The organism is Paenibacillus sp. FSL H8-0168 (genome assembly GCF_038592955.1).
Taxonomy (GTDB): Bacteria; Bacillota; Bacilli; order Paenibacillales; family Paenibacillaceae; genus Paenibacillus; species Paenibacillus polymyxa_B.
Window position 1 is genome coordinate 1,157,511 of record NZ_CP151948.1, and the last position, 12,664, is coordinate 1,170,174.

Annotated in this window: 12 protein-coding genes; all 12 read left to right on the top strand. The window is 52.8% G+C overall.

Going from position 1 to position 12,664, the window contains the following annotated elements; all coding sequences use genetic code 11:
• Positions 1 to 53 precede the first annotated feature (53 nt).
• The 12 genes from MHI21_RS05335 (at position 54) to MHI21_RS05390 (ending at position 12,654) form a co-directional block, all read left to right on the top strand.
• Complete coding sequence (locus MHI21_RS05335; protein ID WP_342419587.1) at positions 54 to 1,409, top strand: sugar ABC transporter substrate-binding protein; 1,356 nt, start codon at positions 54 to 56, stop codon at positions 1,407 to 1,409.
• Positions 1,410 to 1,442: 33 nt separating this feature from the next.
• Entirely contained in the window at positions 1,443 to 2,348 is a 906-nt protein-coding gene (locus MHI21_RS05340; RefSeq protein WP_250267564.1) for a sugar ABC transporter permease, read from the top strand.
• On the top strand, positions 2,345 to 3,271 hold the full coding sequence (locus tag MHI21_RS05345) for a carbohydrate ABC transporter permease (RefSeq protein ID WP_342419588.1): 927 nt from the start codon (positions 2,345 to 2,347) through the stop codon (positions 3,269 to 3,271). Before MHI21_RS05340 ends, MHI21_RS05345 begins: the two co-directional genes overlap by 4 nt.
• Before the next feature lie 164 nt (positions 3,272 to 3,435).
• On the top strand, positions 3,436 to 4,545 hold the full coding sequence (locus MHI21_RS05350) for a Xaa-Pro peptidase family protein (protein WP_342419589.1): 1,110 nt from the start codon (positions 3,436 to 3,438) through the stop codon (positions 4,543 to 4,545).
• Between the two features lie 69 nt (positions 4,546 to 4,614).
• Positions 4,615 to 6,138, top strand: a complete 1,524-nt coding sequence (locus tag MHI21_RS05355) for an Ig domain-containing protein (protein ID WP_342419590.1) — start codon at positions 4,615 to 4,617, stop codon at positions 6,136 to 6,138.
• 47 nt (positions 6,139 to 6,185) lie between these two features.
• Entirely contained in the window at positions 6,186 to 7,394 is a 1,209-nt protein-coding gene (locus MHI21_RS05360) for an FAD-dependent oxidoreductase (RefSeq protein WP_342419591.1), read from the top strand.
• Positions 7,391 to 8,392, top strand: coding sequence for a proline racemase family protein (locus tag MHI21_RS05365; RefSeq protein ID WP_342419592.1), 1,002 nt, complete (start codon positions 7,391 to 7,393; stop codon positions 8,390 to 8,392). The genes MHI21_RS05360 and MHI21_RS05365 overlap by 4 nt, the downstream gene beginning before the upstream one ends.
• A 63-nt stretch (positions 8,393 to 8,455) precedes the next feature.
• Positions 8,456 to 9,343, top strand: coding sequence for a dihydrodipicolinate synthase family protein (locus MHI21_RS05370; protein ID WP_342419593.1), 888 nt, complete (start codon positions 8,456 to 8,458; stop codon positions 9,341 to 9,343).
• Between the two features lie 15 nt (positions 9,344 to 9,358).
• Entirely contained in the window at positions 9,359 to 10,795 is a 1,437-nt protein-coding gene (locus MHI21_RS05375) for an aldehyde dehydrogenase family protein (RefSeq protein ID WP_342419594.1), read from the top strand.
• The gene (locus MHI21_RS05380; RefSeq protein WP_342419595.1) at positions 10,788 to 11,102 is read left to right on the top strand and encodes a (2Fe-2S)-binding protein; all 315 of its coding nucleotides are present in this window, start codon (positions 10,788 to 10,790) and stop codon (positions 11,100 to 11,102) included. The genes MHI21_RS05375 and MHI21_RS05380 overlap by 8 nt, the downstream gene beginning before the upstream one ends.
• The gene (locus tag MHI21_RS05385; protein ID WP_342419596.1) at positions 11,099 to 11,434 is read left to right on the top strand and encodes a (2Fe-2S)-binding protein; all 336 of its coding nucleotides are present in this window, start codon (positions 11,099 to 11,101) and stop codon (positions 11,432 to 11,434) included. Before MHI21_RS05380 ends, MHI21_RS05385 begins: the two co-directional genes overlap by 4 nt.
• Positions 11,431 to 12,654 carry an FAD-dependent oxidoreductase gene (locus MHI21_RS05390; RefSeq protein ID WP_342419597.1) on the top strand — a complete coding sequence of 408 codons (1,224 nt, stop codon included), beginning with the start codon at positions 11,431 to 11,433 and terminating at the stop codon, positions 12,652 to 12,654. Before MHI21_RS05385 ends, MHI21_RS05390 begins: the two co-directional genes overlap by 4 nt.
• Positions 12,655 to 12,664 lie beyond the last annotated feature (10 nt).

The following is a 12,664-nucleotide window of genomic DNA, read 5'->3' on the forward strand; positions in this document are numbered from 1 at the left end:
CGGCGCATAATAGGCTTGTAAGGAGAAACCAGTTCAGGAAGGGGCCGGTTGATTTGCTGAAACGAAGGTTACGGACATGGATGGCTCTCGTGATGACGGCGATGTTGACAGGGCTGACGGCTTGCAGTGGTAACACTGGCGAACCGGCTAATCCCAATGCGGTCGAACTCAAGTTCATGTACTGGGGAAGCAATGACGAGAAGCAGGCGATGGAAAAAATGATTCAAAGCTTTAATGCATCCCACCCGAATATCCGGGTGAAGGGCGAGCATGTCCCTGGTGACTACACGACGAAAATTAACACGTTAATGGCTGCCAATCAGCTTCCTGATATCGCCTACCTGGGCGATTCCCTCACGATGAAATGGGCAAGTGAAGGCAGACTCCTGGATTTATCCTCCTATTATGACGAATATCCCGAATTAAAAAACAAGCTCAAATCCTCCTATCTCTACAGCGAACCTGGCAAGTCTATTGGAAATTACACCGCATTGGAAGTGATGCAGTTATTTTACAACAAGGAGTTGTTTACAGAAGCAGGGGTACCCGTCCCTCCGGCTGATCCTCAAAAAGCGTGGACATGGGATGAATTTCTGGAAATTGCCAAAAAGCTGACTAAGGATCAGAACGGCAAGCATCCGGGAGACAGTGGATTTGATCCGAAAAATATTGTGCAATACGGCTTTGCCTTCGGCAATGACCGCAGCTCCTGGGGGCCGCTTTTAGCGAGCAACGGTGGAGGTTTGACTGACAAAACAGGCAAGAAGTACACCCTGAACAGTCCTGAGTCGGTGGAGGTTTTTCAGAAGTTGCAGGATCTGGTTTTCAAGGAGCATGTTTCTCCTGATTTGATCCAGCAGCAGGACATGCCGTCCAATACGATTCGGCTTCAGACAAGAAAGGTCGCCATGGTGGTGGACGGGACATGGTCCCTGCTCGATTTTTCGAACAACAAGCAGCTGCAATGGAGTATCGGCGTTCTGCCGAAGCTAAAAGAGCCCAAAACGATGATTGTTGCGGGAGCCACGGTCATTTTCCAGAGCACCAAGCACCCGAAGGAAGCGCTCGAATTTTATTTGTACCATAACAATCCCGAAAAGGTGGATTTGTTCAAGTCCGGTCTGTGGATGCCTATCGAGGAAAAATATTATACCGATGAGCAGGCCATCCAGTCATGGACAAATAATGCCGCACATCCACCGGAATTTCAAAAGGCTGGCATTGAGTATGCCAGAGATTATGCGATCAAGCCGTCCACTTCGACCCTTCGCAACTGGCCTGATATCGGTTCCAAGCTGACCCCAGGGCTGGATCTGATTTGGACGAACAAGAAGACGCCGCAGCAGGCGCTGGATGAACTGGAGCCTATCATTCAGCCATTGCTTCAAGGGGTATACCCGGATGAATAATGCGGCGGGACAGCTGCGAAAGGAGAACAGCCCATGAAGCGACCAAAATCAGGAATGATGCGCATGGAGCGAAACTGGGGTCTGCTATTCGCGCTTCCTGCCATCCTCGGATTAATGATATTTACAATTGGACCGATCGCGGCCTCGTTCGTATTCAGCTTAACCGATTGGACGATTGGCGGACAGATGACCTTTATCGGATTGGACAATTATCGAACCATTTTGACCGAGGATGCTACCTTTTCCCAATCCATGTTCGTGACCACATATTATGCACTGGGCAGCGTACCTCTAGGCTTGGCGGCAGCTTTTATCATTGCGCTGTTATTAAATCAAAAGGTGAAGGGTTTGTCGGTGTTCCGTACGATTTATTATTTACCTACCATTGTGCCGAGTATTGCCAACACGATGCTGTGGCTGTGGATGTTCAACCCGGATTTTGGTCTGTTAAATTCGCTGCTGGAGGGCGTTGGACTGCCAGGGAGCAAATGGATTTATGACGAGAGCACTGCAATACCCTCGCTGATTATGATGAGCACCTGGGGGATCGGGAACACGGTCATTATCTTTTTGGCGGGACTTCAGTCGGTTCCCACCCATCTGTATGAAGCAGCTGAGGTAGACGGCGGCAATAGGTGGCATAAATTTTTTCACATTACCATTCCTTCGATGACACCGACCATCTTTTTCAATCTGGTCATGTCTTTAATCAGCACCTTTCAGGTATTCAATCAGGCGTATGTTATGACTAACGGGGGACCTAACAATTCAACCCTGTTCTATGTGTTCTACTTGTGGCGTACGGCCTTTACGGAGACTAAAATCGGCTACGCCTCAGCGCTGGCCTGGATCTTATTTTTCGTCATCATGGTGCTAACCGTCCTGATTTTCTCCACATCCAAAAAGTGGGTCCACTATGAAGGAGGGGAACGTTCATGAATCAGGTCACTTCTTCTGTCAATCCTTCAGAAACACCACAACATCCGTTGCCACAGCCTGAACGCTCCCGAAGTCCTGCTACCGCCACCCGTTCCAAACCATTCCCAATCAGCCGTGTTGTACTGTATATCGTTTTAATTATAGGCAGTGTTTTAATGCTGTTGCCATTCGTATGGCTCATTCGCAGCTCTCTGATGGGAACATCCCAAATTTTCGTGTTCCCACCAGAGTGGATACCCTCTCCTTTTCAATGGAGCAATTACCCGGAAGCGCTGACTTCGGTACCGTTCGGCAGGTATTTTATGAATACGTTCATGATTGAGGTGTGTGTGCTGGCAGGAGTGATGTTGACCTCGATTATATCGGCGTTTACCTTTGCTCGCCTGCGCTGGCCTGGACGTAATCTGATTTTTTCCCTGCTGATCGGGTCGATGATGCTGCCTTACGCGGTGACGCTAATACCCACTTTCGTCATGTGGCGTGAGCTGGGCGGGCTGAATACATTTCTGCCGCTGATTGTTCCAGCATGGTTCGGTGGAGGGGCGTTTAACATCTTCTTGATGCGACAATTCATGCTGACGATTCCACGCGATTTGGACGAAGCGGCTTATATGGACGGAGGTACGCCTCTGACTGTACTATGGCGCGTCATTATTCCTTTATCTTCACCTGCATTGATCGTGATCGGAATATTTACATTTATTGATGTGTGGAACGATTTTTTGGGCCCGATTATTTACTTAAGTGACGAAAAGCATTTTACGCTAGCGCTGGGGCTAGCGACCTTTCGGGGATTGAACAATACCAACTGGCCTTACCTGATGGCGGCTTCCAGCACGATTTTGGCACCGATCGTCCTGATATTTTTTATCGGACAACGCTATTTTATCGAAGGCATCACATTGACAGGGATTAAAGGCTAAAGGAAGCTGGGACGCGCTGATGTGCTTGAAAAAGAGACGGAGAATTGGGCGCAGGACTTACGGGAATGCGGCAGCGAGAAGAGCATAGATGTGTTCAAAGCAAGTGGAGAGTGTGTTCCAAGGCATATGCCCTGAAAAGAGATGTGGAATAAGGAGGCGTACGAGTGAAAGAGGAAGAGAGTCAAAAGACAAAACCGTTACAGGGTGTTCCTGGCAGACTGGCCCGGTTACGCTCGGAATTCCCGGATCTAGGGATAGATGCACTGCTTATTACACATGGGCCTAATCGAAGATATATGACCGGATTTACAGGCTCCGCTGGAATTGCGCTTGTTACGCTGAAAGAGGCTTTTTTAGTGACGGATTTCCGCTATATGATGCAGGCAACAGATCAGGCAGTGGAATATTCAGTGATTCGGCATGAGGCGCAAATCTTTCAAACCGTGGCCGATCTCACAAGTAAATTGGGTGTCTACAGACTGGGTTTGGAGAGCCGACATGTCTCACTTCAACAGTCGGGACAGCTTCAAGCGGCGCTGGGCTCGTTGGAGTACGTGCAAACGGAGGATGTCATTGAACGGCTGCGCGATGTGAAAGACGAAGAAGAGATTCGCACCATTAGCGAAGCTGCGCGTATTACCGATGCTGCCTTCACGGAGGTGCTGAATTGTATTAAGCCTGGAGTTACAGAGCGGCGGATTGCGGCGGAACTGGAATATCAGCTTCGGCTCGCAGGCGCGGAATCAGGCGGTTTTGCGTTCATTGTCGCTTCAGGTGAGCGTTCGGCGCTGCCGCACGGACTGGCTAGTGACAAGGAAATTGGTCAGAACGAGTTCGTCACAATGGATTTTGGCGCAAATGTGCGTGGTTATCTATCCGATATCACGCGTACCGTATTCGTAGGCCAGCCCTCAGAACAACATGAGAAATTGTATTCCATTGTGCTGGAGGCAAATATGAAGACGATTGCAGGGCTTCGCCCCGGCATAAGCGGTCGGGAGGGAGACAGTCTGGGGCGGGATGTGATTGCCTCTTACGGCTATGGGGAGCAGTTCGGTCACGGGCTGGGCCACGGTTTTGGTCTGGAAATTCACGAGCAGGTACGGCTGTCCCGCGAAAGTAAGTCGGTGCTCGTACCGGGTCATGTCATTACCGTGGAACCAGGCATCTATATTCCAGGCTTCGGCGGGGTTCGCATTGAGGACGATGTGCTGATCACAGATGACGGTGTCAAGGTACTGACCTCTTCGCCTAAGGAACTGCTTTTATTATAAAACGCAGTGGCGTTATAGGTAACTATCCATAGTTTGCAAGTCATTCAAAAATGAGATGGAGGGGATCAAATGAACACGCATAAAAGACACACCAAAATATGGCTGACTGCGCTGGCGGCTTCTCTCATTGTGGCTTTGACACCAGCTATTCCGGGTCAACAGGCTTATGCCGAGGCGGAGTCGGATGTAAAAGTCATCGACATCTTTAGTCGGACGGTGAACGATTATGGCATAGATCTGGTTGATTGGCAAGGATATCTGGCGAACCCGTATGTGAAGCTAAAAGTGAAGCCGCCAGCGGATGCCGCTTTTCCGTTAACGGTTACGTTAAATGCGCAGGGCACGTCCCGGCTGATGATGGATTTGCCAAGTACGTTGTCGGCGCAAGGTGCAAGCAAAACGCTGACTTTTGCCAATGCACAGGAGGAAAAAGATTTTCGGCTAGCCATCCATCCTGACCGGATTGGAGGAAACGGTGAAATAGAGAACTATACGCTGTCTATGTCCGTTGCTGGAAATGATGGTCACACGACTACTCAGTCCATTCCGATTCGCGTGCTGGATCAGGACGATAATAAAGAGCCCACCGTTCCCCTCCATTTTGACTATAGATTCGATACGATCAGGCCTTATTTCAATGATGCAGCTACCAAAAAAGCCGCAGAGCTGGCGGTAAAGGACTGGTTCTATTTCTTTGATCTGGCTCCTTTCGATGAGGTTCCTGCCAACGCGGAGGTAAACCATCTGCCAGGAGACGACTGGCAAAATGAAATACAGGTGACAAATGATAAGCCCTACAAAGGCATGTGGGTGTTTATGAGAGGGCTGAACGGGCCTTATTCTACGGGCTTTCCGGCCACGAACGGCAATTATCATACACGTAACGGTGTGACCGTCCCGGGGAATCTGAACCGTTCCTATAGTCTGATTCTGGATTTCTATGATGATGCGATTCCATTCACATCCGTGGACGATGAAGAATGGTATCAATCCGATCTGTCCAAAGTGACGGATGTGCATGGGCTGATCATGCATGAATTCGGTCATGCGATTGTATTCAGCGACACATTTCCGGGTGTCAAAGCGCTGAAGGAAGCGGCGGGCAATGACCCGGATATTATGGCTTATCAGCACAGACCAGCCGCGCTGGATAACAGCTATCATCTCTCTGGAGAGCTTGCAGAAGTCGACAGATTGAGCGGTCAAAATGGAGGCTGGCGCCATCTGTTTCCGACCCGCCGTTGGATGAACACGAAGCTTTCGCTACTGGTAGCAGAAAAAGCAGGCTGGCCGCTGCGTAAGGACCTGACTCCTTTCCTCGCGCCAGAAATCATGACGAAGGAACTGCCAGCACCCGTCAAAGGCAAAGCGTACACGGCCAAGCTGGAGGCCAAAGGAGGCGTACCGTTTTACGATTGGACGGTGACAGGCGGTCAACTGCCCGCAGGCTTCACACTGGACCGCTTTACAGGAACGATTAGCGGAACAGCAGACAGCGGAGCAGGCAACAAGACGTATACGTTCACCGTACAGCTGCGGGATTATGATGAGCTGAGTAAGCCTGTGACACAAAGCTTTACGCTTAAGCTGTAAAAAATACCTCTCAAACAGATTAAAACGGTCGAAGGGAGGGGAAGCGAATGAAACATGATGCCGCGGATCTGGTCATTGTAGGCGGTGGAATCATCGGTACAGCCATTGCTTATTATGCGGCTAAGTCCGGTATGAAGGTCGTGCTGGCTGAGCGAGGGGAGATTGCTGGAGGCACTTCGTCCCGTTGTGATGGAAATATATTGGCAATCGACAAAGAGCCCGGGTTTGACAGTCGAATGTCGTTGGTATCGCAGGAGCTGGTGGCAGAGCTGGCTAGGGAACTGGAGGATGAGTTCGAGTATCGTGCGCCTGGCAGTATTCTGGTCTGTGAAAACGATCAGGAGATGCAAGCGGCTGAGCAATGGGTAACCCGTCAGCAGCAGGAAGGACTTCCGTTTCGCATGCTGGATCAGCGGGATTTGCGAGAGGAATGGCCACATTTAGCCAAAGATTTGCCGGGCGGACTGGAGTGTGCGACAGATTCCACCGTAAATCCGGTGTTGATGACGTATGCACTAGCCGGGGCCGCGCGTCTTATGGGAGCGAGGCTAATGCCCCGCACACCGATACAATCTGTCCTTCAGGACGAAGGGGGAAACGTCCGCGGGGTAGAGACGCCCAATGGCGCTATCCATGCAGGTGCAGTGGTATTGGCGGCAGGTGTGTGGACACACAGCATCGGTCATTCACTCGGTTTGGACCTTCCGATCATGCCGCGCAAAGGACATATACTGGTGTCTGCCCGAATGCCTTCCATTGGGAACCGCAAGGTAATGGAGTTCGGCTATCTGATGAGCAAGTTTGGCGGTCAGCGGAGTGTGGATGAGCTTTATGAAAAATACGGTGTAGCGCTAGTATTCGAGCCAACTGCATCCCAAAATATTCTGATCGGCAGCAGCCGTCAGTTTGTCGGTATGGACACAAGTGTCGATCAGCAAGTGATTCGCTTAATCGCCCGCAGAGCCATTCGCTTTTTCCCTGCTTTAGCCAATATACCGCTGATGCGGGCGTATACCGGCTTGCGTCCATGGACACCTGATCATTTGCCAATTGTATCGGCAGTGGACGAAGTACCGGGGCTGTATATCGCTTCTGGTCATGAGGGGGATGGCATTAGTCTTGCGGCAGTAACGGGTAAGCTGGTGACCGAAATGGTACGGGGTGAATCCACTTGCATTCCGGTGGAGCCGTTGCGATATGACCGATTTGGCGAGGCTTTTACCAGCCACGAGGTTCACGGGGAGGTAACCGGATGAGTGTAACGGGCAGAATTACTACCATTGATACCCATACCGGAGGCAATCCGACGCGGACGGTCATTCACGGCGCGCCTAAGCTGGTAGGTCATACGATGCTGGAAAAAATGACTTATATGGCAGCACATCATGATGATTTTCGCCGTCTGCTGATGTTTGAGCCGCGAGGGCATGAGGTGATGTCTGGCTGCATTTTAACAGAACCTTGTCATCCAGGTGCAGATATGGGTGTGGTCTTTATAGAGACTGGCGGCTATTTACCGATGTGCGGTCACGATACGATTGGAGTATGTACAGCGCTGATGGAAGGCGGGCTGATTGCTGCGGATAAAAAATCGATATTGCTGGACACTCCGGCAGGCCCGGTTCAAGTGCGGCTGGAGGTGGATGCGGGCAAGGTGCGACAAGTAACGTTCACAAACATCCCTTCTTTTGTGTATCGCCGTGAGGTGAAGGTCCAGGTAGAGGGTATCGGGCAAGTCACGCTGGATATTGCGTATGGAGGCAACTTTTACGGCATTGTAGAGGCGGCTTCCATCGGTCTTGCACTGGAGCAGAGCAATGGGGCCGAAATTGTACGAACAGCGGTACAGATTCGGGAGGCAGTAAATGCTGTTGTTGAGGTAGTACATCCTGAAAATCCGGTTATTCAAGGATTGACGCATATTGAATTTTACGGGGAGCCTGTGGCTCCACAGGCCGATTGCCGCAACGTCGTCGTCATCCCACCGGGAGGGATCGATCGTTCCCCTTGTGGTACAGGAACCTCGGCCAAGGTAGCGGTGCTGCACGCCAAGGGAAAACTGGGCTTAAATGAGCCGTTTGTACATGAAAGCATCACAGGCTCCATGTTTCGGGCTGAAATCGTGGGCGAGACGCAGATAGGTCCTTATTCGGCAGTCATTCCACAAATTACAGGCTCGGCTTGGGTGACGGGACATCATCAATTTGTGTTGGACCCCGAGGACCCGCTTAAAGAAGGTTTTTTGCTGATGTGAGCATTTTGCATTATTCCCGAATGCTGAATTTGAAAATAAAGATGGGAAAGGGTGGGTAAGCATATGGCACGTTTTGAAGGTGTATATGTGGCCTTGGTTACACCGTTCACGGCAGAGCTGGAGATAGACCATAAGCGTCTGACCGAGCTATGCGAGCATCTGATTGCAAACGGCATTAGCGGACTGGTTCCTACGGGATCGCTGGGAGAATATGCGGCTTTGTCCCCGGAGGAACGGTCGCAGGTTGTGCATACCGTAATTGACGCTGCGGCAGGGCGTGTCCCGGTTGTTGTCGGCTCGGCGGCTCCGTCCACCAAACAGGCGGTGCATTGGATTCAGCATGCGAAGGATGCCGGGGCAGCGGGTGTCATGGCACTGCCGCCCATTAATTACAATCCCCTGCCTCACGAGGTAACGGCCCATTATGAAGCATTATCGGAGGTGGGCCTGCCGATCATTGCGTATAACAACCCCCATGATTACAAGGTTGACTTGACTCCAGATATTCTTGCGGACTTGTCGCGTATTGAAAATATCGTAGCAGTCAAGGAATTTTCCGGTGATGTACGGCGTATTCACGCTATTTTGGCCCAGACAGAGCTGGAGGTCATGGTCGGAGTAGATAATCTGGCGATGGAGGGAGCATTATTCGGCGCGACAGGCTGGATTTCGGGGGTACCGAATGCGCTGCCGAAGGAAGGGGTAGAACTGTTCCGACTTGCGCAGGCGGGAAATATGGCGGAAGCGTCCGCGTTGTATCGCAGGCTGCTGCCGCTGTTCCACTATGATGCAAGCCCGCAATTGGTACAGTCCATCAAATATATGATGGAGCTGGCTGGATTTCCGGTCGGTCCGACACGTCCGCCCAGACTTGCGCTGCCGCAGTCGGATTATGACCGCATTCGCGAAGCATTTGAGGTGGCGGTTCGTCCAAGCGAAGTATCATCCTGAATGGAGGTGAAGACGATGGAGAGCCGAAATTGGATCGGCGGTGAGTGGCTGAGCCCTTCCGGCGAGGAAATGGTGGTTCACAATCCTTCGGCCTTGAAGGAGGAGGTGGGAGTCGTCCATTTTTCAGAGACGGACGATATTACACAGGCCGGGGATGCGGCACGGCTGGCTCAGACGGGCTGGGCCGCGCTAAGTCCCGCAGCGCGGGGAGCTTATTTGTTCAAAGCGGCCGGGTTACTAGAGGCAGCATTACCTGAATTGGCTGAGCTGGCCAGCCGTGAGATGGGCAAGCCGATTACCGAGATGCGCGGAGAGGTCATGCGAGGTGTCCATCTGCTCCGTTACTATGCGGCAGAGGGCGTACGTTCCATCGGTACAGTCATTCCTTCGAATGAGCCGGGAGTGCTCCAATACACGAAGCGTATTCCGCTGGGGGTAACGGCTGTCATTACGCCGTGGAATTTTCCGGTAGCTATTCCGCTATGGAAAATCGCCCCTGCACTCTTGTGCGGAAACACGGTCATCTGGAAGCCTGCCGAACATGCTTCATTAACTGCAGTACGGGTCGCCGAGCTATTCGAGGCGGTGCAGCTTCCGCCCGGTGTACTGAACTTAGTCATTGGGCAAGGTAACCGCATTGGCGATGCCTTACTGGAGCATCCGGTACTGGATGCGGTCAGCTTCACGGGTTCTACTGCTACAGGTTTGGGCATTGCGGGACGGTGCGCACGCCGTAATATCAAGTACCAGACCGAAATGGGCGGTAAAAATGCCGCCATTGTGCTGAAGGACGCGGATGTAGCACAGGCGGTGGCGATGATTGCCAGCGGAGCTTTCCGTTCAGCCGGGCAAAAATGCACGGCCACCAGCCGGGTAATTGTGGAACAGTCTGTCTATGAGACGTTCACAGAAGCCTTACGCCAAGCGGTGGAAAAAATCCAGATCGCCCCTGCACTGGACCCCAGTGCGTATCTTGGACCTCTGGCATCCGCAGGTCAGTATGAGAAGGTCATGTCCTATATATCACTCGCCCGCCGGGAAGCCGACATTTTGGCTGAAGGCGGAGCCACCGCCGGGACGGAGAACGGGTATTATGTGCGTCCACTGGTCGCGACTGGACTGAATTCGTCCCATCCTTTGATTCAGGAGGAGATTTTTGGGCCTGTGATGGGGGTCGTGCAGGCGGACGACTTCGAGGATGCGATTCGACTGTGCAATGATTCTATTTATGGATTAAGCGCCTCTCTATTCACCCGCGATTTACGGCTGGCTCACCGGTTTCTGGATGAGGCGAACGCCGGTATGGTCCGGGTTAATCAGGAGACGGCTGGTGTTGAATACCAGGCTCCGTTCGGCGGTCTGAAGCAATCCAGCTCACATACCCGGGAACAGGGCCAGGCGGCGCTGGATTTTTATTCAGCGATTAAAACCTGTGCGATCAGCTATGAGTAAACGGGCGACGGGACGAAGTGAGACGATTGGGAGTGCATCAGGTCATTTGCTCGTATGTCGCTGCGAAGAAGTGAGTATCGCACAGATGGAGCAGGCCTGCCGCATGGGCGCGGACACCGTGCGTCAGCTTAAAATGGCTACACGGGTGACGATGGGGGCATGTCAGGGTAGGGTATGCCGACAATTGGTGGAGTCATGGTTTTACAATCAGGTTCCTGCCGCCCGCCGGGAGGCGGAACTGTTATCCCAAAGGCCTCCCGTGCGTCCTGTAACGTTCGGGCAGCTGGCAGAGGGAGGTTCTTTATGAGCCGCATGCGTATTGTAAATCATCCTATTTTGGGACCAAAGACGGAACGGCGGCAGGTATCTTTCATTTTTGACGGTCGTCCCATGCAGGGATTGGCTGGAGAGCCATTGGCAGCAGCACTACTGGCCAGCGGTGTCCGTTTGCTGAGAAGGCATGAGGAATCCGGTACGGCCAGAGGTGTATACTGCGCCATTGGGCATTGTAACGAATGCCGCCTGATGGTTCATCCGTTCGGTACCGTCCGTTCCTGCCTGACCAAGCTGGAGGAAGGTATGGTGGTGGAAACCGGACGGCAGCTTTCGAATGAAATCACAGGGAGAATTGTGACATGAATGAAATGGCGCATCTCATCGTCATTGGGGCGGGTCCCGCCGGATTGTCCGCAGCGGTATCGGCTGCTGAGCAAGGATTGCCAGTCACGGTACTGGATGAATTTACAGAGCCGGGTGGACGTATGCCCGGGCAATATCATGAGGAAGGCAGTCAAGGCTGGTGGGTTGGAAAACACGTTTCGGATGAGTTGATTACCCGTTGCGTGGAGCTTGGGGTGGATATTCGCTGCAGCGTTTCCGTACATGGTATGGAATATACAACAACGTGGGAAATTTCCACTTCCTGTGGTTTGTTCACTGCGGATTACGTATTGCTGGCGACTGGAGCTGCCGAAATTCCCGTTCCGCTGGATGGCTGGACGCTACCGGGCGTAATGTCTATCGGGGCCGCGCAGGTGATGACCAACGTTCATTACGTTAAGCCGGGAGAACGCGGCATCATAGTAGGCATGAACGTATTGTCGATGGCGATTGCCCGCGAGCTGTCCGTCGCCGGAGTGAAGGTGGCGGCGATTACACTTCCGTGCGCTAATCCGCTGGCTGGTGCGGCGGCAGATCCGACAGCCTCCGCGAAGCTGCTGCTTCAGCTGTCGGGGCTGGCCCCTGCCGCCTGGATGCGTGCAGGCGGCAGGCTGGCAGCTGCGATGCGGATGGAGAAACTCATCGCGTGCTGCTATCCCCACAGAGGCTTCCGTCTGTGGGATATCCCGATCCGTTTGCGGACGGCGGTGCTGTCCGTCAACGGACAGGACCGGGTCGAATCCGTGACCCTGGTACACGTTAAACCGGACGGCTCGCCTATTCCCGGCAGCGAGCGCGTCGAACCCGCCGACTTCGTGGCGCTGAGCGGCGGCTTGTACCCGCTCGCCGAGCTGGCGGCGGTAGCCGGATGCAAATTCGTGTACAGCCCTGAGCTAGGCGGGCATGTTCCACTGCATGGTGAGCGAATGGAAACCTCGCTCAAAGGGCTGTACGTTGCCGGCAATATTACCGGCATCGAAAGCGGGCTGGTCGCGATGGCCCAAGGTCGATTAGCCGCCGCTTCCATGCTCCATGCCGCTGGACTCGGCGGAGCAGGCGGGGAACAGCGGGTACAGGAGGCGATCCGTGAGGTCCATTTTGCACGGAAGCATGCGCTGATTCAGTTTCATCCCGGCATTACAGAGGCGAGAACGCAGCTGTACCAGCAGTGGGGGCAAACCTCTGGCAGTGGCGCGTAACGGCTCGTTG